Source organism: Gemmobacter sp. LW-1 (genome assembly GCF_001303875.1).
Lineage (GTDB): Bacteria > Pseudomonadota > Alphaproteobacteria > Rhodobacterales > Rhodobacteraceae > Gemmobacter > Gemmobacter caeni.
In genome coordinates this window covers 48193-74557 of the sequence record NZ_LJSC01000051.1, presented here as the reverse complement: position 1 = coordinate 74557, position 26365 = coordinate 48193, and the positions used below count along the sequence as shown (strand labels likewise).

Below are 26365 nucleotides of genomic sequence, written 5' to 3'. Positions count from 1 at the left end.
CGGGCAGATGCCTCAGGCGGGTTATTTTCGTGTGAAGTGGCGCGGTTGACGGGGCTCGAACCCGCGACCCCCGGCGTGACAGGCCGGTACTCTAACCGACTGAGCTACAACCGCGCGATCACACATCCGGGGCGCTGGCGGGCGGTGGCGCGGTTGACGGGGCTCGAACCCGCGACCCCCGGCGTGACAGGCCGGTACTCTAACCGACTGAGCTACAACCGCATTGCCGCCCGGGCCAGCGCCCGGATGTGGGGGTGTATTACGGGGCCACGCCGCCGCCGTCAAGCGCCCCCGATGCGATTTTTTCACATTCTCGCATCTTCCTGAAATCCGGTCACTTTTCCGGTGCCGGGATGAACTCGGCATCGTCGCCCGGCGGCAGGCGGAAGCGGCCATGCGCCCAGTCCCCGGCGCGCCATGCCTCTTTCGCAGCCTCGATCCGTTCCTTGCTGGAGGCCACGAAATTCCACCAGATATGGCGTGATCCTTCCATGGTGGCGCCTCCCAGAACGATCAGCCGCGCACCGGAATCCCCTGCCTTCACGGCGATCCGGTCACCGGGACGGAAGACCAGCATGCGCCCGGCCTCGAAGCTTTGCCCGGCCACTGTCACCTCGCCCGTCAGCACATAGACGCCACGATCCTCGTGATCGTCCGGCAGCGGCAATATCGCACCCGGCGCCAGCGTCGCATCGGCATAAAGCGTCTCGGATGCCAGCGGCACCGGCGCCCGTTCACCCCAGCCATGGCCGAGGATCAGCCGCAGATGCTTGCCCTCGCCCTCCAGCTCCGGCAGATCGCCCCTGGGCGTGTGATGGAAGGCGGCGGGGTCGTCCTCACGCTCCACCGGCAACGCCATCCAGCTTTGCAGCCCCAGCATGGCATGCGGCTTCTCGCGCAGTTCGCCATCAGTGCGTTCGGAATGGGTGATCCCGATACCGGCGGTCATCAGGTTCACCGCGCCCGGCTCGATCCAGCGGTCGGTGCCAAGGCTGTCACGGTGATGCAGCTTGCCCTTCAGCAGATAGGTCACGGTCGCCAGCCCGATATGCGGATGCGGGCGGACGTCGATGCCCTGCCCGGTCAGAAACTCAGCCGGACCCATCTGGTCGAAGAAGATGAAGGGGCCGACCATCTGGCGCTGCACGGCCGGAAGGGCGCGGCGCACCTCGAAACCGCCAAGGTCACGGGCGCGGGCAACGACAACGGTTTCAATGGCGTCCACGGCATCGCCAACGGGGATATCGGGGTCCAGTGCGGGGTTCCAGCTCATCTCGTCCTCCTGTGTGTTGCAGGAAAGATAGGCCGGATTGCGACGCCGCGCATCTGCCGCGATCGCCGAAGTCCTGTGCATGGCTGCGCCGCAGTCTTGACCCCGCCACAGGATTGGACGAGATCACCGCCATGAAGGCAGAACTTTCCGAAGACGGGCAAAGCTTCACGCTGACGCGCGGCGCATGGTCGAACAGCTATCCGCTGGCCGATCTGCCGAAATGGCTGGCCTTCTATCGCAAGCAGCCGCTCGATTTTCCGAAATCGGGTGATTCCTATGCCGCGTCGATTGCGGCGCTGGAGGCATTGGCCGCCCGTCTGGGTCAGGGCTGATCCGCGACGGAAACCCGGCTGCGCGGCGTATCAGGAGAACTGAACCTGATGCACCGGAATCCTCCTCATGAAATCGCTGTTTCTTCGTTATGCGACCCCGTTCACCACCGGGCTGTTCCTCGTATCGCTCGTGTCCGGGGTGGCGCTGTTTCTTCACATCGGCCCCGCGGCCGTTCATGGCATGCATGAATGGCTCAGCATGGTGCTGATCCTGCCCTTCGTGCTGCATCTCTGGCGGAACTGGCGGCCGATGACGGCCTATTTCCGCCATACCCCAATGATCGTGGCGCTGGCGGCCTCAGTTCTGGCCGGGGCCGTATTCTTCCTGCCGTCCGGCAGCGCGCAGGGCGGGCGTCCGCCCCAATTCGCCGTGGCGAACCGGCTGCTGGCGGCCACGCCCGCCGAAGTTGCGCCCGCGCTGGGTCTCAGCGAAACCGGGTTGCGTGACCGCCTGACGGCCGCCGGGTTTGTCGTGCCCACCGGGGCCGAGACCCTGCACGATCTGGCCATCGCCGCCGGGCAGGAAGACAGCGCGATTCTGACGGTTCTGGCCAGTGCCGGGAACTGATTGCAGGGCCAGAGCACCTGGATCGGCCATATTAGGAAAAACCTAACCCAAGCTGACAAACAGTTTGCTTTCGCCTGACATGCCGGTGCGGCACTCTGGGGGCGATCCCAAAGGACTCCCGCAACCATGATCCGCACTGGCACAGAATACCGCGAGTCGATCCGAGACGGACGCGAGGTTTTCGTGAACGGGGACCGGGTTGCGGATGTCACGAGTCATCCCGCCTTCCGGTCGATGGTCGAGATTCGTACCCGGATGCAGGACATGGCCCACGCGCCGGACACGCGCGACCTGATGACCGTCACCCGCAACGGCGAGGCGCAGGTGCTGCTGAACGCCCTGCCCTTCGCGCAGGCCGACTGGTGGGCCAAGCGCCGCGCCACCGATGCGGTGCTGGATATGGCGGGCGGCATTGTCACACGGATCGGTGACGAAACCGTGGGCGAGATGTGGTCGCTGCACGATTGCGCCGCTGCGCTGAACGACATCGACCCGCGCTTCGGCCCCAATATCATCGCCCATGTCGACCGGGCGGTCTCCGCCGATCTGTTCCACGTCTCGGGCAATGCCGGGCCTGCCACCGATGGCACGGAAATGGCACTGCATGTGGTGCGCGAAACCGATGCGGGCGTGGTGGTGCGTGGCGCCAAATACGAAACCGCAGCCGCCTATGCCAATCAGGCCTTCATCAAGCCGACGCTGACGAATTGGGGCGATGCCGAACAATCCAGCCGCGCCATCGGCTTTGTTTGCGACATGGCCACGCCGGGGCTGAAATTCCTTTGCCGCGAGAGCTTTGCCACCCGCGCCCCGGCAGAGGATTACCCGCTGGCCAGCCGTCTGGACGAGGCGGATACGCTGCTGGTTTTCGATGATGTGCTGGTGCCGTGGGAAAACGTGCTGTTTTATCGCCATACCCGCGCGGCCATGCAAGTCCGGGCAACACTTCACCGTTATTCGGCCTTCGCCTTCGTGCAACGCAACCTGCGTCTGGCCGACATGCTGATCGGGGTGGCGCTTCTTGCCACCCGTCGCAGCGGGCTGAACCGGCAACAGCCGGTGCAGGAGAAGCTGTCGCAGCTTGCGCTGTATCGTGAGACCATCAACGCCCATCTGACGGCGGCGATCACGCTGGCCGAACGCTCGCCCGCCGGGCTGATGATGCCGAACCAGAGCCTGCTTTATGCGGGCAGGATGCAGGCGGTCAGCCAGTTGCCCGCCATGATCCACCTGACCCGCGAATTGTGCGGCGCCCAGCTTGCGCTGATGCCGGACGCCGCCGCCTTCCGCGCGCCCGACACCGCCCGCTGGCTCGACCGCTGCTATGCCGGTGACGACTGGACCGCCGAGGACCGCCGCCGCCTGATGGCCTTCGCGCGCGACCTTCTGAACTCCGATTACGCCGGTCACCGGCTGACGTTCCAGCTTTTCGCACAAGGCCCGCCTTTCGCGCAGCTTGCCGCCGTCTACCGCAATTTCGACTGGGAAGGACCGCTGGCGCTGGTGAAAGACTGCGCCGGGCTTTCTGAAAGCATATCCGAACGGGACAGCCTGAGCGCAGGCGACTCGACCGTGTCGAAATGGTTCGCAACCGTGGCCCCGCAGGGCGTGGCCGCTCATTAGGAAAGGACAAGCGCAGATGAACCGCCATGCCCCGCTGAGCCCCGCCGCCGAACTGCATGCCAATGTCTCGGTCCCGTTCGAGCGCGCATTCGCCATGCCGAAAGCGGTCTATACCTCGCCCGAGTTTCTGGCGCTGGAACAGAAACACGTCTTCGCACAGGACTGGCTGTGCGCCGGTCGCGCCGAAAGCCTGCCTGATGCGGGCGATTATCTGACCATGGAAATCGCGGGCGAGCCGGTTGTGGTATTGCGCGACCGTGACGGCGCCATCCGCGCGATGTCAAACGTCTGCCGTCATCGCATGTCCACCCTGTTGCAAGGTCGCGGCAAGGTGCGGGCCATCACCTGCCCCTACCATGCCTGGACCTACAACCTCGACGGCAGCCTGCGTGGGGCGCCCGCGATGACGCTGAACGAAGGCTTCTGCAAAGAGGCGCTTGGCCTGCCCGCCATCCGCTGCGAGGTCTGGCAGGGCTGGATCATGGTCACGCTCAACCCCGAGGCACCCGCCCCGGCAGAGGCGCTGTCCGAAGTGACCGATCTTATCGCCCCTTTCGACATGACCGGCTATCGCGAGACCTTCCGCGAAAATTTCCGCTGGGCGACCAACTGGAAGGTGCTGGCCGAGAATTTCATGGAAAGCTACCACCTGCCGATGTGCCACGCGGGCACCATCGGCGGCGCGTCAAAGCTGGAGGAAATGGTCTGCCCGACCGGCGGCGCGGGGTTCAACTACCACTGGATTCTGAAGAATGATTCCGTGCCGCTGGCACTGGCGCATCCGTCGAACACCACGCTGGAAGGCGATGACCGGCGCAAAACCTGGCTGCTGGCGATCTACCCCTCGCTGCTGATCACGCTGACGCCGGGCTATTTCTGGTATCTCTCGCTCACCCCCGACGGACCGGGCCATGTGCAGGTGCTGTTCGGCGGCGGCATGTCGGAAGACTGGCTGGCAGATCCGGCGGCGGAGGCGCATCTGGCCTCGGTACGCGCGCTGCTCGACGATGTGAATGTCGAGGACAAGGGTTGCACCGAGAAGGTCTATCGCGGGCTTTGCTCGGACCTCGCGCAGCCCGGCCCCCTCAGCCATCTGGAGCGGCCCAATTTCGAATTCGCCCAATACCTTGCCCGCCGCATCCCGGCCTGAGGCACGACCGATCTCAAGGATGGAACCCATGTCAGTCGAAAGAACCGAGGCGCTGGTGGTCGGCGCCGGGCAGGCGGGAATCGCCGCCAGCGAACACCTGACCCGTGCGGGCGTGCCGCATCTGGTGCTGGAAAAGGACCGCATCGCCGAACGCTGGCGCAGCTGCCGCTGGGATTCGCTGGTGGCAAACGGCCCGGCCTGGCACGACCGCTTTCCGGGGCTGGAATTTGACACCGACCCCGATGCCTTCGTCGGCAAGGAGGGGGTGGCCGACTACCTTGCGGCTTACGCCCGCAAATATGACGCCCCCATCCGCTGTGGGGTCGAGGTGAAGGGCGCGACCCGCCTGCCCGACCGCGCGGGCTTCCGCGTCGAAACCTCGCAAGGCGTGATCGAGGCCACCTATCTGATCTCGGCAACCGGCGCGTTCCAGACCCCGGTCATCCCGCCACTGGTGCCGGAAAACGCCGGGATCACCCAGATCCATTCCAACAGCTACCGCAACCCCGGCCAATTGCCCGAAGGTGGCGTGCTGGTGGTGGGTGCAGGATCGTCCGGCGTGCAGATCGCGGACGAACTGCTCGCTTCCGGGCGCAAGGTCTGGCTCTCGGTCGGGCCGCATGACCGCCCGCCGCGCGCCTATCGCGGCCGTGACTTCGTCTGGTGGCTGGGCGTGCTGAACAAATGGGACGCCGACGCGCCGGAAGGCGCCGAACATACCACCATCGCGGTCAGCGGTGCCCATGGCGGCGCGACGGTCGATTTCCGCAAGCTCGCCGCGCGCGGCATGGTGCTGCTGGGCCGGACCGAAAGCTTCGAAGGTGGCAGGCTGCGCTTCGCCGATGACCTTGGCACCAATATCCGCCGGGGCGATGCCAATTATCTGTCGCTGCTGGCCGAGGCCGATGCCTGGATCACCCGCAACGGCCTGTCCCTGCCCGAGGAACCGCAGGCCCGCGAGATCGGACCCGACCCCGCCTGCATGACCGACCCGATCCATGAACTTGACCTGAAGGCTGCTGGCATCACCACGATCCTCTGGGCCACCGGCTTCAGCAATGATTTTGGCTGGCTTCAGGTCGATGCGCTGGATGACAAGGGCCGCCCCCGGCACCAGCGCGGCGTGTCGTCGGAACCCGGCGTCTATTTCCTCGGCCTGCCCTATCAGTCGCGGCGCGGATCCTCCTTCATCTGGGGCGTCTGGCACGATGCGAAATTCGTGGCCGACCATATCGCCAAGCAACGCAGCTACCTTGCCTATCGCGCGCCCGGCGAAACCGCCGCCGCCGCAGAATGACCCGGAGAGACCCAATGGCCCACACCCGTTACCGCAAGTTCAACACCCGCGACACCTACCCCGAGCAGCGCCTCGACAACGACCTCTGTCAGGCGGTCGCAACCCGCGGCGGCACGACGCTCTGGATGCGTGGCCAATGCCCGCAGGATCTGGACACCGCGCAGAATATCGCCTCGCACGACCCGGTGGAACAGACCCACAAGGTCATGCAGAACATCCGCCAACTGGTCGAGGAAGCCGGCGGAAAGATGGAACATGTGGTGAAACTGGTGGTCTACCTGACCGATGTGCGCCACCGCGAGGCGGTCTACCGGACCATGGGCGAATATATCAAGGGCGTGCACCCGGTCTGCACCGGCCTGACCGTGGTGGCGCTCGCCCGCCCCGACTGGCTGGTGGAAATCGACGCCACCGCCGTCATCCCTGATTGATCCCACAGGACCGGGGGTTTCACACCCCCGGACCCCCGTGGGATATTTCTGGACAAAAAATGAGCCTGTAAGGCGCCCTCGCCATTTTCTGTCCGAAAATATCCTCGGGGGTCCGGGGGCAGACAGCCCCCGGCGTTTTCCGAAAGAGACCCGGCATGACCTTTTCCCTTGTCGCTCGCTGCGCGAAGACCGGCCAGTTCGGCATGGTGATCTCCTCCTCCTCCCCCGCCGTGGCGGCGCGCTGTGCGCATGTGCGGGCGGGCGTGGGCGTGGTGGCGAGCCAGAATGTCACCGATCCCGCGCTGGGGCCGCTGGTGCTGGAGGCGCTGGCCTCCGGCCTTGGCGCGCAGGCGGCGCTTGAGGCGGTGACGGCTGGCCGCGCGCATATTGATTACCGGCAATTGCTGGTCGTCGATGGCAGCGGCGCGACCGCGATCCATTCCGGACGGCAGGTACTGGGCATCTGGGCCGAGGCGCAGGGGCAGGATTGTGCAGCGGGCGGCAATCTTCTGGCAAATGATGGCGTGCCTGCTGCCATGGTGGCGGGGTTCGAGACGGCCACCGGCCATCTGGGTGACCGCATGATCGCCGCCCTGCGGGCCGGGCTGGTGGCGGGTGGCGAGGCCGGGCCGGTGCATTCCGCGGGGCTGAAGATTGCCGACCGGCTGGACTGGCCGCTGGCCGATCTGCGCTGCGACTGGACCGAAGCCTGCCCCATCGAGGCGGTGGCGACGGCCTGGGAGGTCTACAAGCCGCAGATGGCCGCCTATGTGCAACGCGCCGAAGATCCGACGCAGGCGCCTTCCTACGGAGTTCCCGGCGATGAATGACGTGACGCAATTCACCCGTGCCGACTGGCAGGCGCGCGCTGCTGCGCTGCGCTTCCGCAATCAGATCTGGATCGACGGGCGCGCCGTGCCCGCCGCCTCGGGGGCGCGGTTCGAAAGCGTCAACCCGGCCACCGGCGCCGTGCTGACCGATGTGGCGCGGGGGGGAGCGGAGGACATCGACCGCGCCGTCGCCTCGGCCCGCCGCGCTTTCGAGGATGGCCGCTGGAGCCGCAAGACCCCGGCTGAGCGCAAGGAGGTGCTGTTGCGTCTTGCTGCGCTGATCCGCGAGAACGTGCCGGAGCTGGCGCTGCTGGACAGCCTGGACATGGGCAAGCTGGTGAAGGATGCCTCCACCATCGACGCCCCCGGTTCGGCGCATTTCTTCCAGTGGCATGCCGAGGCGATCGACAAGATTTACGACGAGATCGCCCCGACCGGCGGCCGCGATCTGGCCATGGTACGGCGGGTGCCGCTGGGGGTGGTCGGTGCCGTGGTGCCGTGGAACTTCCCGCTGGATATGGCAACATGGAAGCTGGCGCCGGCGCTGGCCACCGGCAATTCGGTCGTGCTGAAACCGGCCGAGCAATCGCCGCTGTCGGCGCTGCGTCTGGCGGAACTGGCCGCCGAGGCCGGTCTGCCCGATGGCGTTCTGAACGTGGTGCCGGGCTTTGGCGAGGATGCCGGGCAGGCACTGGGCCGTCACGCGGATGTGGATTGCCTCGTTTTCACCGGCTCGACCGCCGTGGGCAAGATGTTCCAGCGTTATGCCGGCGAGTCGAACATGAAGCAGGTCTGGCTGGAAACCGGCGGCAAGAGCCCGAACCTGATCTTCCCCGATGCCGATCTGGACGCCGCCGCCGACATGGCCGCCTTCGGCATCTTCTTCAATCAGGGTGAGGTCTGTTCGGCCAACAGCCGGATGCTGGTCCATGCCTCGATTGCCGAGGAAATGATCGAACGCATGGCCGCCCGCGCCGCGCAGGCGCAGCCGGGCGACCCGCTGGACCCGGCCTCGGCCATGGGGCCGCTGGTGGACCGCAAACATGCCGATACGGTGATGGGATTCATCGCCAGCGGCAAACAGGCCGGGCGGCTGGTCTGCGGTGGCGAGCGGATCGCGCGCGACGCCTCCGATGCCTATGTGCAGCCCACCATCTTCACCGATCTGCGCCCCGACGCTCGCGTGGTTCGGGAGGAGATCTTTGGCCCGGTGCTGACCATCCAGACCTTCAAGACCGAGGACGAGGCGCTGGCCATGGCCAATGACTCGCCCTATGCGCTTGCCGCCTCGGTCTGGACCCGCGATCTGGGCCGGGCGCTGTCGGTCTCGGACCGGCTGAATGCGGGGACGGTTTCTGTCAACACGGTCGATGCGCTGAGCGCGATGACCCCGTTCGGCGGCATGAAACAATCGGGCTTCGGGCGTGATCTGTCGATCCACAGTTTCGACAAATATTCCGCGCTGAAGACGACTTGGATCAAATACTGATCCGGGTTAGGCTATCCCTAACCTGATCACGGCCGAGGTAAGCCATGCCCTTGCGATTCACCCTGCGGCAGTTGGAATACCTCGTGGCCGTGGGCGAATGCGGCTCGATTGCGCTGGCATCGGAACGGGTGAATGTCTCCTCGCCGTCGATTTCCGCCGCGATTTCGCAGTTAGAGCAGGAATTCGGCCTGCCGCTGTTCGTGCGCCGCCATGCACAGGGGCTGTCGCTGACGCAGGGCGGCAAGCAGTTCGTGGAACAGGCAAAGGTGGTGCTGTCACAGGCGGCACGACTGAACGATCTGGCCAACAGCATCACCGGCAAGGTGCGCGGCCCGCTGAACGTGGGCTGTCTGCTGACCTTCGCGCAGGTGGTTCTGCCGCAGCTTCGGCGCAGCTTCGTCGATGCCTGGCCGGAGGTCGATTTCCACCAGTTCGAGCGCAACCAGTCGGAAATCTTTGACGGATTGCGCAATGCGACGCTGGATCTGGCGCTGAGCTATGATCTGAACATCCCCGCAGATCTGGAATTCGTGGCGCTGGCGACGCTGCCCCCTTACGCTGTCTTGCCCGATACGCATGAGCTTGCGCACCTGGCCGCAGTCTCGCCCGCCGAACTGGCGGACTATCCGATGGTGCTGCTCGACCTACCGCTGAGCGCCGAATATTTCCTGTCCTTCTTCACCGAAATCGGTGTGCGGCCGCAGATTGCTGAACGCACCCGCGACATGGCGGTGATGCAAAGCCTTGTGGGTCAGGGCTTCGGCTATTCCATCGCCAATATCCGGCCTTGGTCAGACAACAGCCCCGACGGGCGGCGGCTGCGCTATGTGCCGCTGACCGGGCCGGTCAGGCCCATGCGGCTGGGGCTGGTGCTTTCGGAAGGAGCCAGTGCCTCGCAGACAGTGCGTGCCTTCGTCGACCATTGCCGCGCCAATGTCAGCGCGGAGCGTGCCGCCGGGCTGCGGCTGCGGCTGGACGGGCCGCAGCGCGATTTCTAGGCTTCCCCGGTTGCAGAAGACCACGCCACTTCGCCCAAAGCGAAGGCATGACCACCTTGCGTTAGTCGTAGCCTAATTCCAGCTTCCGAAGGCGATTATTTACCCGAAGCCCCCTGACGGGTTCTGCTGCGGCAACCCCGCGTCCCATCGACGCCCCTTCCCGCCCCTCTCAAGACGGAGCCCGGAGCCTTGCGCGATCCCCGCTACGACATCCTGTTTCAGCCCATGGCCATTGGCCCGCTGACCGCGAAGAACCGTTTCTATCAGGTGCCGCATTGCAATGGCGGCGGCTACCGCGATCCATCCGCCGCTGCGGCGATGCGTGGCATCAAGGCCGAAGGCGGCTGGGGCGTGATCTTCACCGAACAGACCGAGATGCACCAGACCTCGGAAATCACGCCCTTCATCGAGCTGCGGCTGTGGGAGGACAAGGATATTCCCGGCCTGCGCAAGATGTCGGAGGCGATGAAGACGCATGGCGCGCTGGCGGGTATTCAGCTTGCTTACAGCGGTATCAACGGGCCGAATTTCTACACCAAGGAGGTGCCGCTGGCGCCGACCGCCCTGCCGATCCGCACCTTCACCAATGATCCGGTGCAGGCCCGCGCGATGGATAAAAGCGACATCCGCAATCTGCGCCGCTGGTTCGTGAACGCGGCGAAACGCTCGAAACTGGCGGGGTTCGATCTGATCTGCCTTTACGGCGCGCATGGATTCGGGATCTTCCAGCATTTCCTCAGCCGCGCCACCAACCAGCGGTCCGACGAATATGGCGGCAGTCTGGAAAACCGCTCGCGCTTTGCGCGCGAGGTGGTGGCGGATATGCGCGACGCCGTGGGCGATACGATGGCACTGACGATGCGGGTTAGCCTTGACGAAAACATCGGCGATCTGGGCTTTTCCAATGCCGAGGTGCGAGAGTTCATCGAGATGAACGCCGATCTGCCCGACCTGTGGGATCTGGCGCAGGGGACGTGGGAAGATTGCTCCGGCCCATCGCGCTTCAAGGAGGAAGCGGCGCAAGAGGTGCTGGTGAAGGGCATCCGCGAACTTTCCTCGAAACCCGTGGTCGGCGTGGGCCGCTTCACATCGCCCGATGTGATGGCGCGGATGGTGCGGCAGGGCACGCTGGATTTCATCGGCTGCGCGCGCCCCTCCATCGCCGATCCCTTCCTGCCGAAAAAGGTGGAGGAAGGCCGGATCGAGGATATCCGCGAATGTATCGGCTGCAATATCTGCATCACCGGCGACATGACCATGTCGATCAGCCGCTGCACCCAGAACCCCACCTTCATGGAGGAATGGCGCAAGGGCTGGCACCCCGAAAAGATCGCCGCTCGGGGCGAAAGCGAGAATGTGCTGGTGATCGGTTCCGGCCCCGCCGGGCTGGAGGCGGCACGGGCGCTCAGCTTGCGCGGCTATGACGTGGCGCTGGCCGAGGCGGGCGATGCGTTCGGCGGTCGTGTGGCGCGCGAACGCTTGCTGCCCGGCCTGTCGGCCTGGGGACGGGTGATGGATTACCGGCTCTATCAGATCGGCCAGCGGCCGAATGTGCAAATGTATCCGGGATCGGAACTCGGGGTGGAGGAGGTGCTGGACTTCGGCTTCCAGAACATCTGCGTCGCTACCGGCAGCCAGTGGCGCGCGGATGGTGTGGCGCGGCAGCATGTGGTGCCAATGCCGGGCTTGGGCAGCCTGCCCGCCTTCACGCCCGATGACCTGATGACGGGGCGGATGCCTGCGGGCCGCGTCGTGGTCTATGATGACGATCATTATTACATGGGCGGCGTGCTGGCCGAGCTTTGTGCCAAAGCCGGTTGCGAGGTCACGCTCGTCACCCCCGCCGCCTTCGTCTCGGACTGGACGCGCAACACGCTGGAACAGGGCGCCATTCACCGCCGTCTGGCGGAGGCAGGCGTGAAGATCGTGCTGAATACGGGCGTGACCGCCCTGCGCGCCGACGGGGCGGAGGCCAACTGCGCCTATACCGATGCCCGCCGGGTGATCGAGGCCGATGCGGTGGTGTTGGTCGCCTCGCGCGCCTCGAAAGATGCGCTTTACCACGGGCTGAAGGCGCGGCAGGCCGATTGGGCCGATGCCGGCATCCGCAGTGTGCAGATCATCGGCGACGCCGCCGCCCCCGGCCCAATCGCCTGGGCGACCTATGCCGGGCACCGCTATGCGCGCGAACTCGATACCGGGGTCTGGGGCGAGAACTGGGGCGATACCCTGTCCTTCCGGCGCGAAATCACCGAACTGGCGGTGGATTGAGCCATGGAACGCAAGAAAGCCATCGAGGTTCAGAACGTCGCCAAATCCTTCGGCACCTTTCAGGCGCTGAAAGGGGTCAGCTTCGACATCTATGACAACGAATTTTTCACCATGCTTGGCCCCTCGGGCTGCGGCAAGACCACGCTTTTGCGGATGATCGCGGGCTTTGAGGCGCCGAGTTCGGGTAGCATCCGCCTGCATGGCCGCGACATCCTTGACCAGCCGCCGCACAAGCGCCGGGTCAACACGGTGTTCCAGAGCTACGCCCTGTTCCCGCACATGACGCTGGAGGCAAATATCGCCTTCGCGCTGGAAAATCTGGGCTGGGAAAAGACGCGCATCCGCGACCGCGTGGCGCAGATGCTGGACCTCGTGCACATGACGCAATTCGCACGCCGCCGCCCGGCGCAGCTTTCGGGCGGGCAGCGGCAGCGCATCGCACTGGCCCGGGCGCTCGCCTCGGAACCCGAAGTGCTGCTGCTGGATGAGCCGCTTTCGGCGCTGGACCTGAAACTCCGACAGGCGATGCGGGATGAATTGCGTGCGTTGCAGCGCGCGACCGGCATCACCTTCATCTTCGTGACCCATGATCAGGAAGAGGCGCTGGACATGTCGGACCGCATCTGCGTGCTGGGCGCGGGCGAGGTGCAGCAGATCGGTGCCCCGAACGAGATCTACGAAGACCCCGAAAACCGCTTTGTCGCGGATTTCATCGGCGAGACGAATTTCCTGCCCGCCGAGGTGGTCTCGGTCGAGGGCGACCGGGCCACGGTGAAAACCCCGCTGGGGCCGGTCACCACCTGGCACAAGGGCGCGGTGGCGGGGGCACCGGCGATGCTGTCCCTGCGCCCCGAAAAGATCGGGATGGAGGATCAGGCCCCGGGCGAGGCGCTGCATGGCACGATCACCGGGCGCAATTACATGGGCGGCTATACCCATTACACGGTCACGGTGAACGGCACAGAATTGCGGGTGTCGAAGCGCAACGCGGTGTCGCATGGTGCGAGCCTTGCCGTCGGCGCCCCGGTGCGACTGGCATTCCGCCCCGACAGCGCCCGGGTGCTCGCACGATGAGCTGGCGTGATTTCCGCATCTGGGGCCTTGCCCCCGCCTGGGTCATCATGGCGCTGACGCTGGTCTTGCCCATCGCCATCGTGGTGCTGGTGAGCCTTTCCACCCGCGGCGCCTATGGCGGGTTTGACTGGGGCCTGTCCTTCGACAGCTACGCGAAGATCCTGTTCGAGGAGGATTGGGACGGCAACCTTGCCTTTACCCCGCAATACCTGGCCATCATCGGGCGCACGCTGTGGCTTGCCGGGCTGACGACGCTGATCTGCGCGGTGCTTGCCCTGCCCGCCGCCTATGTCATCGCGCAGGCCCCGGCGCGCTGGAAGGCGGTGCTGGTCTATCTGGTCACCCTGCCCTTCTGGGTGTCGATGATCGTGCGGGTCTATGCCTGGATCATCATCCTGGGCAATGACGGGGTGATCGAGAAAACGCTGCGCGGACTTGGCCTTGTCACCGATATGGACAGCCTTCTGTTCACCAATGGCGCCATGCTCACGGGGTTGGTCTACAGCTATATCCCGCTGATGATCCTGCCGGTTTTCGCCAGTATCGAAAAGCTGGACCCCGCACTGATCGAGGCAAGCCACGATCTTTACGGCTCGCGCTGGGTCACCGCGCGGCGGGTGATCCTGCCCCTGACCCTGCCGGGGCTGATGGCTGGCGCGGTGCTGGTCTTCGTGCCCTGCCTTGGCGCGGTGCTGGAGCCGATCCTTCTGGGCGGCGGCAAGACCATGATGATGGGCAATCTGATCCAGACCCAGTTCGGCGGCGGGCGCAACTGGCCCTTCGGCGCGGCGATTGCCGTCACACTCATGGTGCTGGTGATGGTGTTCCTGATGCTGAACGCGCTGCGTGCGCAGCGGGAGGTGGGCCATGCGTGACGTGCGGCGCTATCCCGGCGCGCGGATCTTCACCGCGCTGTTCTTCGTCTGGCTTTATCTGCCGATCCTTGTGGTCATCGCCTACAGCTTCAACGAAAACCGCCTCGCCTCGGTCTGGACCGGGTTTTCCTGGCGGTGGTATGAAAGTGCGCTGCAAAACCGGGCGCTGCTGGATGCGGTGAAAATCTCGCTGACCGTGGCCGGCATCGCCACCGCCATCGCCACTACGGTCGCCCTGATGGCGGCGCTGGTGCTGGTGCGGGGGCGCGACGTGAAACTGCGGCGACTGTCGGAGACCGTGGTGAACCTGCCGCTTCTCCTGCCGGAAATCGTGCTGGCGGTGGCGGTGCTGATCCTGTTCTCGCAGATCGGGTTGCAGAACGGCCTTCTGAAACTGGTGATCGCGCATTCCGCCTTCTGCATCCCCTTCGCCTTCCTCCCGATCCGCGCCCGCCTGCAAGGAATGGAGGCCGACTTCGAGGAAGCCGCACAAGATCTTTACGCCTCGCCCTGGGTCACCTTCCGCCGTGTCACCCTGCCGCTGATCGCACCGGGGGTCTTTGCCGGGGCGATGCTGGCCTTCGTGATCTCGATGGATGATTTCATCACCTCGAACCTGCTCAATTCCGGCGGTTCGACCACGCTGCCGGTTTATATCTTCGGCCTGATCAAACAGGGCACCACGCCCGAGCTGAACGCGATTTCCACGCTGATCGTGCTGGGTTCGCTGATCCTTGCCACCACAGCCCTCGTGCTGACCTTCCGCAACCCCGACCGGGCATGAAGACCCGACCATCCTGACAGGAGAGACAGATGACCAGAACCACCCGCCTTCTTGGCCTGACCGCCGCCCTTGCCACCCTGCCGCTGGCCGCCATGGCCGAGGGAGAGCTGCATATCTACGCATGGTCCGACAGCATCGCCCCCGATCTGGTGGCAAAGTTCGAGGCCGAGACCGGCATCAAGGTCACCATGGACGGCTTCAACGCCAATGAGGACCTGCTGACCAAGTTGCAGGCCGGGGCCTCGGGCTATGATCTGGTCACGCCCTCGCAGCATTTCGTGCGGATCATGATTGATCAGGGGTTGCTGGAAGATATCGACGCCCATGACCTCGCCGCCTATCAGGCCGTCGATGAAAAATGGCGCGGCCAGTGGTGGGATGAAACCAACGAATATTCCATTCCGCTGGCCTATGGCACCGCTGGCTTCACAGTGAACCGCGACCAGTACAAGGGGCCGGTGGATAGCTGGTCTGTGTTCTTTGAGCCGACGGAAGACCTGAAGGGCAAGATCGCACAGCTTTCCTATCCCGACGAAATCGTGGGCGCGGCGCAGCTTTACCTTGGCATTCCCTTCTGCACCGAGGACTCGGCCGAAATGAAGCGCGTCTACGACCTGCTGGCCGCGCAGAAGCCCTTCGTCGCCGCCTATACCAGCGACAATATCGAAAACCGGATCGGCGGCGGTGAAGTGGCGATGCATTTCTGGTGGGACGGCAATTCGATGAAGACCCGCGCCAATGATGGCGCGCCCATCGAATATGCCATGCCGAAAGAGGGGCTGGTGGGCTGGCTGGACAGCTTCGTGGTGCCGAAGGGCGCGTCGAATGTCGAAAACGCCAAGAAGTTCATCGACTTCATGTCGACGCCTGAAAATGCGACGGCGCAGTACAATTACTACGGCCATTCCGCTCCGGTGAAGATCGACACCGCCACCGCGAAATACACGCCGGAGAACGCGCCCGAGCTGTTCCCGACGGTGAAGGTGGAATTCTCGCGCGCCTGCTCGCCCGCCGCGCAGGATCTCGTGACCAAAGTCTGGACCCAGCTTCTGCAATGATCCCCTCGCCCGGCGGCGCCTGTCGCCGGGCCTTTTTTCACCGGAGACAGCCATGGACCTCGTGATCCGCAATGCCCGCAGCTTCCCCGAAGGTGCCGCCGTGGCGCTGGCGGTACAGGACGGTCTGATCGCATGGGTCGGGCCAGACGCAGAGGCTCCGGCCGCCGCGCGTGTCATCGACGCGGGCGGTGACACGCTGCTGCCCGCCTTCACCGAAAGCCATGTGCATCTGTTTCTGGGCGGCACCGCGCTTGGCCAGCTGAACCTCGCAGCGGTCAGTGACACGGCAAGCTTCCATTCGGCGTTGCGCCGTTTCGCAGAAACACTGGCCCCCGGAGAATTCCTGTGCGGCTACGCCGCGAATTACGAGATGCTCGGCCCCGGCACCCGGCCCGACCGGCATGCGCTGGATACGGCAGTGGCGGATCGGCCCGTGTTCATCACCTCGACAGATTACCACGCGGCCTGGGCCAATACGGCGGCGCTGCAACTGGCCGGCATCCTGTCGGGCGCTGAAACACCGCCGGGCTCTGAAGTGGTGATGGGGCCGGACGGCCTCGCCACTGGCGAACTGCGCGAAGGCGCAGCGATGGAACTGGTCCGCCGTCTGACGCCGACCGGCGGGCGTGACAGCACGGCCATGATCGGGCAGGAACCGCCCGGCACACCCGATGCCGCGATGCGCGCCCGCGACAAGGCCACCATCCTGCGTGCCTGCTATGAACTCGCCCGCCACGGCATCACCAGCGCGGTGAACATGGATGGCAACCTTTATCAGGCCGGGCTGTTCACAGAACTGGCCGAGGAATTGCCGATCCGGGTCAAGCTGCCGATGAACCTGACCGAGGATCAGGACAAGGCCCGTGTCGCCGCCCTGATCGCACAGGCGCAGGCCGCGCCGGTCGGGCGGCTGGAATTCGGCATGATCAAGATGTTCATGGACGGGGTTTATGACACCTGGACCGCGCATGTGGTCGGCGGCTACCCGGACGATCCGGCCCATGATGGCCCGCGCCTGATTTCCGCCCCCGCCTTCGCGCGGCTTTGCACCATGGCCGATGCGGCGGGGTTGCAGATCGCGGTTCATGCCGTGGGCGATGGCGCGGTGCGCGCGGTGCTGGACGGCTATGAAGCCGCCCGCACCGCCAACGGCCCGCGCGACAGCCGCCACCGGATCGAACATATTGACACGATCACCGAAGCCGACCTGCCACGCCTGCGCGATCTTGGCGTTATGGCCTCGATGCAGCCGGTGCATCCACCGGGCAGCGCGGGCCTGCCGCTGGAGCCGACCATCAGCATCATGGGACGCGCCCGTTGGCCCACCGCCTTCCCCTGGGCGCGGATCGCGGCACAAGGCACCCCCCTGGCCTTCGGCACGGATTGGCCGGTCTCGCCGCTTGATCCGCTGCACTGCCTGCATTGCGCGATGGCCCGCCGCCCCTGGGCGCCCGGCATGCCCGACCAGCGGCTGCACCTTGCCGATGCCCTTGCCGCCTATTCCGCAGGCGGCGCCTACCTAGGCTTTGCAGAAAACCGTCGTGGCCAGTTGCGCGTCGGGATGCAGGCCGATGTGATTCTCGTCACCGGCAGCCTGACTGCGCTGGCGGAACGGGCCGATGCCGCCCGCGTCACCCTGACCCTGCGCGAGGGCGAGGTGATCTGGCAAGCCTGACCCGCGCCCTGGCCTCCGGGGCGCGCGGCATCGTCAGGGCTGCGGGCTGACCCCGATCACCGGCTCATGCAGGTGCCACAAAACCGCCCAGACCACGATGGCCATCCCGATCCGCCACCATTCAGGCCGCCAGCCGCGCCAATCCCCTGCGAAAGGCAGGTTGGAGGTTCCGCGTGACAGTTCCGCCCAGGCCTCTGCCCCCCAAAGCCGACGGTTGCGGGCATCAATGGCCAGCATGCCGAGGGCCGAAAAGCCAGCGAACAGCCCAAAGAGAATCACATGGGCCAGATCACCGTTCACCACCAGATGCACGCCTGACCAGATCAACAGCGCCCAAAGCAGCGGATGCCGGACCAGCCCGGCCACACCGGGTCGCGCCGGATCGAAGCCCGAGGCCCTGCCCCCAAAGCTCAGCGGATTGGCTGCTCCCAGCGCGAGCGCGACCAGCAGCAACGCCACCGGCATCGCAAGGTTGGCAAGCCAGCGTATCCAGATCGCCTGATCCCAAAGCGGCACAAAGGGCGCCCGCCCGGCCGCCGCGATGACCCAGATCAGCAAAACCAGTGACAGCAGACCATAGGCCGCACCATAGCCCGCCCGACCCAGCCGCGCCACCAGCGCCCGGCGCAAACCGGGACGCGACGGCACCATATGGCTCCCCAGAAATGCCGCCATCGCCAGGATGAATTCTGTCCAGCCCATGACTTACCTCCCCGTCAAGCCTTACGCCCTTCGCCAGCGCTGGACAATCGCCGCGCCGCCCCTATCTTCGGCGCCATGCCCGACGCCCTTCTCATCGCCCATGGCTCACCCGCCGATCCCGAACCGCAGGAACGCGCGCTTCAGGCGCTGGCAGCGCGTGTGCGTCTCTGGTGCCCCGGCTGGCGCGTCCGTGGCACCACGCTGGCGCTGCCCGGCGCGCTGGAACGCGCGGTTGCGGCCCTGCCCGATGCGGTGATCTTCCCCTTTTTCATGGCCGAGGGCTGGTTCACGCGCAAACAATTGCCCAAACGGCTGGCCGAGGCCGGAATGACCGCACCGCGTCAGCTTGCGGCCTTCGGCCATAGTGCCGGACTGACCGCCCTCGCCCGCGAGATCGCCCTGCAAGCCGCCCGCCAGCATGGCCTGCCCGAGACCGCGACCCTGCTTCTGGCCGCTCATGGCAGCCAGGTCTCCCGCGCCTCCGCCAACCGGACCGAGGAAATCGCCGCGACCCTGCGCACAACCACCACCTTCCGCGTCGTGACCGGCTATGTCGAGGAAACCCCGCTGCTGCACGATGCCGCCCGGATTGACGGCCCTGCCCTGTGCCTGCCACTTTTTGCCACGCGCGCAGGCCATGTCGCGCAGGATGTGCCCGAGGCGCTCGCCGCCGCCGGTTTTTCCGGCCCGTTGCTCCCCGCCATCGGCGAATCCCCGGAAGCCGCCCGGCTCATCGCCGACGCGCTTCAGAGTTTTCTGTCCGAAAATATCCCTGCCGGAGGCACACGAGCCGATCCGGCACAGCCGGTCGGCGAGACATAGGCTTGCACGGCCCGCAAGGGACGTGCTCCGCCTGAAAGGCGCCGGTCACTTCGCGGGGCGGAACGCCTTGCAGACCTCGGGATCGGTCTCGATCCAGCCCGCCTCCATCAGGTCAAGGCAATAGGGCACCGCCGGAAATACCGCGTTCAGACAGGTGTCAATGGCCGAGGGCTTGCCCGGCAGCGTGATGATCAGCGTCTTGCCCCGTGTGCCCGCTCCCTGACGCGACAGAATGGCGGTCGGCACCTCGCGCAGCGACACTGCGCGCATCAGCTCGCCAAAGCCCGGAAACACCCGTTCTACCACATCTTCCATCGCCTCGGGCGTCAGGTCGCGCGGGCTGGGACCAGTGCCGCCTGTGGCAAGGATCAGGTCTGCGCCGCCTTCATCAGCCCAGCGACGGAACGCGCCAGCGACAACCTCGCGCCCGTCGGGCACGATCTCGCGGATGATCTCCACCTCCGAGGTCACCGCCCGGCGCAGCCAGGCCTCGATGGCCGGGCCGCCCCGATCCTCATACTCACCGCGCGAGGCGCGGTCGGAAACCGTCAGAACCGCAATCCGGGCCGCTGTCATTGTCCGCCCTCCACCAGCACCTGCGACAGCCAGCGCGCCACCGCCTCTGGCGGCACCGGCTCTGCCAGATCGCCCGCAAAGGCGCGGAAGGCACCCAGATTGGTCGCATTGACCCCGATCAGCACCGGCAGGCCGTCTGCCACGGCATCGGCGACCATCTGGCGAAAGCCCCGCCCCTCGGATTCATGCTTGCCGAACTTGTTGATGATCAGCAAACGCGCGCCCTGCATCCGGCCCGCGACCTCGGCCACAGCCGTCTCCAGCGCCCCCGCGTCCAGACGGCAGCCGCTGGACCCGGCGCCAAGCTTCTGACTGATGCGGATGACCGGCCCGTCGGGCAGCACCTGCACATCCATTTCGCAGTCCACGCCGCAATCGACATTGTTCTGCACCGCCCCGGCCACGGCAACGCCCTCGGCCAGCAGACCGCGCGCCAGATCGGCCAGCAGCCGGTCGGTCGCCCCGCGTTCTTCCAGCGTCACATATCCGATGCGCATGCCGTTACCCTTCCGTTGCTTCGCAAGGAATGCCTGCGCCGCAGATCAAGCGCAAGCCGCCTTTCGCGACGAAACGCTCAGCCGCCCAGAACGATCAGATCGCGCGACGACAGGCTCAGCTCGACCGCCGCGCCCGGTGCGGGCGGGGGTTGGTCGGCCCGGTTGAACGTGTCCAGCGCCACGGGCATGCCCGCGACATCGGCCCCAATGCGGATGACCGATCCAAGGAAATGCACATCGCGCACCGTGGCAGGCAGGATCACATCGTTGCCCTCGCGGCGGCCCAGATACAGCGCCTCGGGCCGTGCCGCCAGATCGACGCTTCCCCCCGAGACCGGCGTGGGCAGCGTGATAGGCACACCGCCCAGACGGACCCGCCCCGCGGCACCATCCTCCACCGTGGCGGTGAAGGCATTAAGCTGGCCGACAAAGTTCGCCACGAACCGTGTGGTCGGCCGGTTGTAGATCTCGAACGGGGGGCCAACCTGATCAGCGATGCCGCCGTTCATCACCACGATGCGGTCAGAGATCGACAGCGCCTCTTCCTGATCATGGGTCACGAAAATCGTGGTGATCCCCAGCTCGCGCTGAATCTCGCGGATTTCATTGCGCAGCGAAACCCGCACCTTGGCATCCAGCGCCGAGAGCGGTTCATCCAGCAACAGCACCTGCGGTTTGGGCGCCAGCGCGCGGGCCAGCGCCACGCGCTGCTGCTGGCCGCCCGACAACTGGAACGGATAGCGCGCGCCCAGATCGGGCAGGCCGATCAGGCGCAGCATCTCGGTCACGCGCGCAGAAATCTCGTCACGGCCCGCGCCCTTGATCTTCAGCCCGAAGCCCACATTTTCCGCCACGGTCATGTTGGGAAACAGCGCATAGGCCTGAAACACCATGCCGATATTGCGCTGGTTCGGCCGCTTGCCCACCACATCGGTGCCTCCGATGCGGATCGCGCCCGACGACGGGGTTTCAAACCCCGCCACCATGCGCAGCACGGTGGTCTTGCCACAGCCGGAGGGGCCCAGAAGCGAGATGAACTCCCCCTGCCCGACATCGAGGTTGAAATCCTTCACCACACGGTTGGAGCCGAAGGATTTTTCCAGATGCGAAAGTTCGAGGAAGGCCATCAGCGCGCTACCTTGCTGTGCTTTGAAAAACGGGTGACAAGCTGGATCAGGCCCATGCAGGCCCAGGTGATGCCAAAGGCGATCACCGCCAGCGCGAAGGGCTCGTAAGGCTTGTTGGCGCCGATCCGTTGCAGATACGGGCCAAAGGCCGGACGATCCAGCAGCGCCGCGAGGGTGAATTCGCCGATCACGATGGCGAAGGTCAGGAAGGCCCCCGACAGCACAGCCGGAATGACATTGGGCAGGATCACCCGGCCAAGGATGGTGACCCAGCCGGCGCCAAGGCTTTGCGCCGCCTCGGTCAGCGTCGCCACGTCAATCGTACGCAGGCCGGTGTCGACGGCGCGATACATATAGGGCAGCGCCAGGATGGTATAGCCGAAGGCGAGCAGCAGGTTGGTGCCCATGATGCTGCCGGTCAGCGGCAGCCAGCTGGAGGTATTGTACAGCCGGATATAACCGAAGACGATCACGATGGCCGGAATGACCAGTGGCATCAGCGTGATGAATTCCACATAAGGTCGCGCCCAGGGCATCTTCAGCCGCACCCAGAAGGCCGTGGGCACCACGATCAGGATACCCAGCGCGATGGTGACCAGCGCCATCATCACCGAATAGCCGAAGGTCGCCTGAAACTCCGGGTCGGCGATGACCTTGGCATAGGCATCAAGGCTGTATACCCCGCGCCGGGCCTTGAGGCTGAATTCGGTCAGGCCCAGCAGCGGCAGGGCGAAATAGGTCAGGCCGAAGATCAGGACGATCCAGCCGGTGAGGCGGCCCCAGAGGCTCATTTCATCCACCTTTCGGCCCGAATGCGCAGCCAGATGTAAACGATATTGGCGATGGCAGTGACCACGATCATGCCAAAGGCCATGGCATAGCCAAGGTTCGGATTGCCCAGCACATCGCCCCGGATCTGCGCGAAAAGCTGGATCGGCACGATGTTCAGCGCCGAGCCGGTCAGTGCGATGGCGGTCGCCACGGCGCCGAAGGCATTGGCGAACAGAAGCGCGAAAGTGCCCAGCAGCGAGGGGAACAGGATCGGAAAGGCCACCATGCGCCAGTATTGCGCGGTGGTGGCGCCCAGAACCTCGGCCGCCTCTTTCCATTCGCGCCGCAGCCCCTCCAGCGCCGGGGTGATGATGAGGATCATCAGGGGGATCTGGAAGAACAGATATGTGACCGTCAGCCCCCAGAAGCTGAGGATCGAGAAACCGAGATCACGTTGCAGCACGATGCCGAAATTGTTGCGCAAAAACAGCGTGACAAGGCCGACCGGCCCGAAAGTCGCCAGAAAGGCGAAGGCCAGCGGCACGCCCGCAAAGTTCGAGGCGACGCCTGAAAAGGTCATCAGTGGCGCCTTGATCGCCTTTGGCACCGCGCCAAAGACCACCGCCGCCGCCATGCCAAAGCCGATCAGGCATCCCAGAGCCGAGGAGGCGACAGAAATCTTGATGGAAATCCAATAGCTTGACGGGATGGTCCCGGTGTTCAGGTCGCGCAGATTCTGAAGTGTGAACCCACCACTACGGTCCTGAAAGGCACCGATGACGATATACATGGTCGGCAGGATCAGGAACAGCGTGACGAAGATGACAAAGGGCAGAAGCCCCAGCCATGTCAGCGGCAGGCGCCGCCGGGGCGCGGTGGATGCGGTGCTCATGCGGCGCGGGTCTCCGGCTGTGCGGGCGCTGGGTTCCGGGGCGAAGGAACGGGAAACCCGGCCCGCGCAACGCGGGCCGGGCCGGATACATCAGACCTTACTGGACGTTGGCGCCGACGACGGCATCCCAGCCGCCGGTCACGGCCGCCTTGTTGGCGTTCACCTCGTCCAGCGTCGGGAAGTAGGCGGCTTCATAGGCCGCGGCCGGGGGCAGCTTGGCCATGGCATCGGCATCCAGCTTGCCCGCCGCCGACATCGCGTTGAAGCGCGCCGGGTGGCAGTAGCCCTTCAGCCAGAGGTTCTGGCCTTCATCCGAATACAGGTATTCCATCCACAGCTTCGCGGCATTCGGATGCGGCGCATAGGCCGAGATGCCCTGAACGTAGACACCCGCCAGAACGCCCGACTTCGGCACGACCACCTCGACCGGCGGGTTGCCGGCAAGCTCGTCCGACCAGGCAAGGGCGTTGTAGTCCCATGCCACGACGATCGGCGTGGCGCCCTGCGCGATGGTGCCCGCCTTGCCGATGACCGGGACGAAGTTGCCCGCCTTGTTCATCTCTGCAAAATAGTCGAGCCCGGCCTTGCCCGCAGCTTCGCCCGAGGCGGCACCCGTCGAGAGGCCAGCAGCCAGAACGCCGAGAATCGCCTGGTTCGAGGCCCGCGGATCGCCCGCCAGTGCCACCTGACCGGCATATTCCGGCTTCAGCAGATCCGACCAGTCGCCCGGAGCATTGGCCACCAGGTCCTTGTTCACGATGAAGGACATGACGCCGTAATAGTCGCCATACCAGTGGCCTTCCGGATCCTTGATGCTGTCCGGGATGTCATCCCAGGTCGACACCTTGTAGGGCATCAGCAGCCCTTCGTCCTTCATCGAGGGACCATAGGCCAGACCCACGTCGACAACATCCGGGGCCTGCGGGCCCTTGTTGTCCTTGTTGGCCTTCACGGCCTCCACCTCGTCAGCCGAACCCGCATCGGGGTTCAGTTCGTTCACCTGGATTTCCGGGTATTTGGCCTTGAAGCCGGCGATCACGTCGCCATAGCCACACCAGCTGTGCGGCAGGGCGATGGTGGTCAGCATCCCTTCGGCCTTGGCCGCGGCCTCCAGATCGGCCATCGCATCGGCCGAGACCAGACCCGTGGATGCCATCAGCATCCCCACGGTCACGGCGGCGGTGAGTTTCATCTGCATTCCGGTCAACTCCCTTGGGGCCACATCGGCCCATTTCGTCTCAGTCGGGTCTTATTCTTGGCATGTGACAGTTTTGTTTCACCGCCCTGCCAGATGATCTAAGCGCGGAAGAAAGTCTCGCGCAATGAATCTGTTACGTAGCTGTTACTTTTTCTTCACGCGCCGCGCGCATGAATGATCGTTTTCACGCCGAAATGCGCAAAAAAGCGAAACGGGCACCTTTGGGGTGCCCGTCTGCATCTTCGTTTCGCAGCGTTCGGGGCCGAATCGGCCTCAGGCTTCGGTGAACAGCCCCTCGGCCTTGACCTCGGCATAGGCTGCATCCAGCGACCTGGTGGCGCGGTCGATCAGCACGTCGATCTCTTCAGTCGTGATGACCAGCGGCGGCGAGATGATCATGCGGTCATAAACATGGCGCATGATCAGATTGTTGCGGAAGCAATGTTCGCGGGTGCGGAAACCGATGGTGCCGGGCTTGGCCGCGAACTTTGCCCGCGTTGCCTTGTTCGGCGTCAGCTGGATCGAGCCCATGAGGCCAACAAGGCTGGTCTGCCCCACCATCGGGTGTTCACCCAGCTTGTGCCATTTCTCGGCCAGATAGGGGTGCGCCACGTTGCGGACGTGGTCGATGATGCCATCTTCCTCGATGATGCGCAGGTTTTCCAGCGCGACGGCCGAGGCGACGGGATGCCCGGAATAGGTATAGCCGTGGTTGAAATCATCATCGGCATTGCCGATGACATGCGCCACCTCGTCACAGACGATCGAACCGCCGATGGGCTGATAGCCCGAGGACAGGCCCTTGGCGATGGTAATGATATGCGGCCTGATCCCGAAGGTTTCGCAGGCGAACCAGTTGCCGGTGCGGCCAAAGCCGGTGATGACCTCGTCCACGATCAGCAGGATGCCGTATTTATCGCAGATGCGCTGGATTTCCGGCCAGTAGGTCGAGGGGGGTACGATCACGCCGCCGGCACCCTGGATCGGCTCGCCGATGAAGGCGGCCACCTTGTCGGCGCCGACTTCAAGGATCTTCTCCTCCAGTTCGCGGGCGCGCAGCAGGCCGAAATCTTCCGGCGTCATCTCGCCGCCCTCGGCCCACCAATGCGGCTGGCCGATATGTTCGATCCCGTCGATCTTGCCGCCCGCCGCATGGATGTAGGGCATACCCCCAAGGCTGCCGCCACCCATGGTGGAGCCGTGATAGCCGTTCTTGCGCGCGATGATCACCCGACGCTCGGGCTGACCCTTGATATCCCAGTAGCGGCGCACGAGGCGGATATTGGTGTCATTGGCCTCGGACCCCGAAGAGGCGAAGAACACATGGTTCAGGTCACCCGGCGCCAGTTCTGCCAGCTTCGCGGCCAGCGCGATGGCTGGCACATGGGTCGTCATGAAGAAGGTGTTGTAATAGCTCAGCTCACGCATCTGGCGCGCGGCGGCATCGGCCAGTTCACCCCGGCCGTAGCCCACGTTCACGCACCACAGACCGGCCATGCCGTCAATGATGCGGCTGCCCTCGCTGTCGGTCAGCCAGACGCCCTGCCCCGAGGTGATGACGCGCACGCCCTTCTTCGCCAGCGCCCCGTCCGAGGTGAAAGGGTGCATGTGATGCGCCGCGTCCAGCGCCTGAAGCTCTGCCGTCGGCAGGTGGTTGGTGATCTTGTTCATTCTCGGCCTCGTCGTCAGAAGTGCGGAACCCGGATGCGGATTCGACGGATTGCCCCCACCTTACGGGCTTCGTGTGACAGGCGCAAGAATTTGATCAAATTAAACCTGCCGTCAGTGCAGCCGGAATTCGCCGACCATGTTGCGCCACTCCCCCGGCCCGATCAGCTTGCGATGGGTGAAGCGGACGGAATGCAGCGGCCCCTCGATCTGTTCCTGCCAGAATTCGACAAAGCGGAACAGACGCGGGTAATCCGGCGCCAGATCGTAGTCCTGCCAGATGAAGCTGTTCAGCACATGACGGAAATCCGGCATTCGGTAATAGAATTCCGCGGTCGTCAGGCCATAGCCCTTCAGCATCAGTTCCGTCTCTTGGTGGTCCAT

26 protein-coding genes and 2 tRNA genes are annotated in these 26365 nt (G+C 65.0%); 16 read left to right on the top strand and 12 right to left on the bottom strand.

Features of this window, described 5'->3' with window-relative positions; all coding sequences use genetic code 11:
* Positions 1-37 precede the first annotated feature (37 nt).
* The 3 genes from AO684_RS14425 to AO684_RS14415 form a co-directional block, all read right to left on the bottom strand.
* A tRNA-Asp gene (locus AO684_RS14425) sits at positions 38-114 on the bottom strand.
* Between the two features lie 31 nt (positions 115-145).
* Positions 146-222: transfer RNA gene (locus AO684_RS14420), tRNA-Asp, on the bottom strand.
* Between the two features lie 112 nt (positions 223-334).
* Positions 335-1273, bottom strand: coding sequence for a pirin family protein (locus AO684_RS14415; protein ID WP_054303701.1), 939 nt, complete (start codon positions 1271-1273; stop codon positions 335-337).
* Between the two features lie 131 nt (positions 1274-1404).
* Between AO684_RS14415 and AO684_RS14410 the strand changes: the two genes are divergently transcribed.
* The 15 genes from AO684_RS14410 to AO684_RS14340 all read left to right on the top strand — a co-directional run bounded on the left by AO684_RS14410 (position 1405) and on the right by AO684_RS14340 (position 17728).
* Complete coding sequence (locus AO684_RS14410; protein ID WP_054303700.1) at positions 1405-1605, top strand: hypothetical protein; 201 nt, start codon at positions 1405-1407, stop codon at positions 1603-1605.
* 67 nt (positions 1606-1672) lie between these two features.
* On the top strand, positions 1673-2173 hold the full coding sequence (locus tag AO684_RS14405) for a hypothetical protein (protein WP_054303435.1): 501 nt from the start codon (positions 1673-1675) through the stop codon (positions 2171-2173).
* Between the two features lie 126 nt (positions 2174-2299).
* Entirely contained in the window at positions 2300-3796 is a 1497-nt protein-coding gene (locus AO684_RS14400) for a 4-hydroxyphenylacetate 3-hydroxylase family protein (RefSeq protein WP_054303434.1), read from the top strand.
* Between the two features lie 16 nt (positions 3797-3812).
* Positions 3813-4946 (top strand): aromatic ring-hydroxylating dioxygenase subunit alpha, encoded by a 1134-nt coding sequence (locus tag AO684_RS14395; protein ID WP_054303433.1) that lies wholly within the window; start codon positions 3813-3815, stop codon positions 4944-4946.
* A gap of 28 nt (positions 4947-4974) precedes the next feature.
* Complete coding sequence (locus tag AO684_RS14390; RefSeq protein ID WP_054303432.1) at positions 4975-6243, top strand: NAD(P)/FAD-dependent oxidoreductase; 1269 nt, start codon at positions 4975-4977, stop codon at positions 6241-6243.
* A gap of 14 nt (positions 6244-6257) precedes the next feature.
* Positions 6258-6674 (top strand): RidA family protein, encoded by a 417-nt coding sequence (locus tag AO684_RS14385; RefSeq protein WP_054303431.1) that lies wholly within the window; start codon positions 6258-6260, stop codon positions 6672-6674.
* A gap of 155 nt (positions 6675-6829) precedes the next feature.
* Positions 6830-7504 carry a DUF1028 domain-containing protein gene (locus AO684_RS14380; protein WP_054303430.1) on the top strand — a complete coding sequence of 225 codons (675 nt, stop codon included), beginning with the start codon at positions 6830-6832 and terminating at the stop codon, positions 7502-7504.
* Positions 7497-8993, top strand: a complete 1497-nt coding sequence (locus AO684_RS14375) for an aldehyde dehydrogenase (protein WP_054303429.1) — start codon at positions 7497-7499, stop codon at positions 8991-8993. Before AO684_RS14380 ends, AO684_RS14375 begins: the two co-directional genes overlap by 8 nt.
* A 44-nt stretch (positions 8994-9037) precedes the next feature.
* Positions 9038-9991 carry a LysR family transcriptional regulator gene (locus AO684_RS14370; protein WP_054303428.1) on the top strand — a complete coding sequence of 318 codons (954 nt, stop codon included), beginning with the start codon at positions 9038-9040 and terminating at the stop codon, positions 9989-9991.
* Between the two features lie 189 nt (positions 9992-10180).
* The gene (locus tag AO684_RS14365) at positions 10181-12262 is read left to right on the top strand and encodes an NAD(P)-binding protein (RefSeq protein ID WP_054303427.1); all 2082 of its coding nucleotides are present in this window, start codon (positions 10181-10183) and stop codon (positions 12260-12262) included.
* 3 nt (positions 12263-12265) lie between these two features.
* Entirely contained in the window at positions 12266-13336 is a 1071-nt protein-coding gene (locus AO684_RS14360) for an ABC transporter ATP-binding protein (RefSeq protein ID WP_054303426.1), read from the top strand.
* Positions 13333-14211 carry an ABC transporter permease gene (locus tag AO684_RS14355; protein ID WP_054303425.1) on the top strand — a complete coding sequence of 293 codons (879 nt, stop codon included), beginning with the start codon at positions 13333-13335 and terminating at the stop codon, positions 14209-14211. Before AO684_RS14360 ends, AO684_RS14355 begins: the two co-directional genes overlap by 4 nt.
* Positions 14204-14995: an ABC transporter permease gene (locus AO684_RS14350; protein ID WP_054303424.1), complete on the top strand. Its 792-nt coding sequence runs from the start codon at positions 14204-14206 to the stop codon at positions 14993-14995. Before AO684_RS14355 ends, AO684_RS14350 begins: the two co-directional genes overlap by 8 nt.
* A gap of 29 nt (positions 14996-15024) precedes the next feature.
* Positions 15025-16053 (top strand): extracellular solute-binding protein, encoded by a 1029-nt coding sequence (locus AO684_RS14345; RefSeq protein WP_054303423.1) that lies wholly within the window; start codon positions 15025-15027, stop codon positions 16051-16053.
* A gap of 52 nt (positions 16054-16105) precedes the next feature.
* Entirely contained in the window at positions 16106-17728 is a 1623-nt protein-coding gene (locus AO684_RS14340) for an amidohydrolase (protein ID WP_054303422.1), read from the top strand.
* Between the two features lie 33 nt (positions 17729-17761).
* On the opposite strand, the gene AO684_RS14335 is transcribed toward AO684_RS14340, so the two are convergent.
* A complete protein-coding gene (locus AO684_RS14335) occupies positions 17762-18430 on the bottom strand; it encodes an NnrU family protein (protein WP_054303421.1) in 669 nt (222 codons plus the stop codon).
* A gap of 75 nt (positions 18431-18505) precedes the next feature.
* Here AO684_RS14335 and AO684_RS14330 point away from each other — a divergent pair, with 75 nt between their 5' ends.
* Positions 18506-19252, top strand: coding sequence for a sirohydrochlorin chelatase (locus AO684_RS14330; RefSeq protein WP_054303420.1), 747 nt, complete (start codon positions 18506-18508; stop codon positions 19250-19252).
* Between the two features lie 45 nt (positions 19253-19297).
* Here AO684_RS14330 and mog read toward each other — a convergent pair whose 3' ends face one another.
* From mog to AO684_RS14290, 8 genes are all read right to left on the bottom strand, one after another.
* Positions 19298-19828, bottom strand: a complete 531-nt coding sequence (gene mog, locus AO684_RS14325; RefSeq protein ID WP_054303419.1) for a molybdopterin adenylyltransferase — start codon at positions 19826-19828, stop codon at positions 19298-19300.
* Entirely contained in the window at positions 19825-20325 is a 501-nt protein-coding gene (locus tag AO684_RS14320) for a DUF2478 domain-containing protein (protein ID WP_054303418.1), read from the bottom strand. Before AO684_RS14320 ends, mog begins: the two co-directional genes overlap by 4 nt.
* Positions 20326-20402: 77 nt before the next feature.
* A complete protein-coding gene (locus AO684_RS14315) occupies positions 20403-21452 on the bottom strand; it encodes an ABC transporter ATP-binding protein (RefSeq protein WP_054303417.1) in 1050 nt (349 codons plus the stop codon).
* The gene (locus AO684_RS14310) at positions 21452-22243 is read right to left on the bottom strand and encodes an ABC transporter permease (RefSeq protein ID WP_054303416.1); all 792 of its coding nucleotides are present in this window, start codon (positions 22241-22243) and stop codon (positions 21452-21454) included. Before AO684_RS14310 ends, AO684_RS14315 begins: the two co-directional genes overlap by 1 nt.
* A complete protein-coding gene (locus tag AO684_RS14305; protein WP_054303415.1) occupies positions 22240-23115 on the bottom strand; it encodes an ABC transporter permease subunit in 876 nt (291 codons plus the stop codon). Before AO684_RS14305 ends, AO684_RS14310 begins: the two co-directional genes overlap by 4 nt.
* A gap of 97 nt (positions 23116-23212) precedes the next feature.
* Positions 23213-24313, bottom strand: a complete 1101-nt coding sequence (locus tag AO684_RS14300) for an ABC transporter substrate-binding protein (protein WP_054303414.1) — start codon at positions 24311-24313, stop codon at positions 23213-23215.
* Between the two features lie 273 nt (positions 24314-24586).
* Positions 24587-25984: an aspartate aminotransferase family protein gene (locus AO684_RS14295; RefSeq protein WP_054303413.1), complete on the bottom strand. Its 1398-nt coding sequence runs from the start codon at positions 25982-25984 to the stop codon at positions 24587-24589.
* A gap of 111 nt (positions 25985-26095) precedes the next feature.
* Positions 26096-26365, bottom strand: a complete 270-nt coding sequence (locus tag AO684_RS14290) for an usg protein (RefSeq protein ID WP_054303412.1) — start codon at positions 26363-26365, stop codon at positions 26096-26098.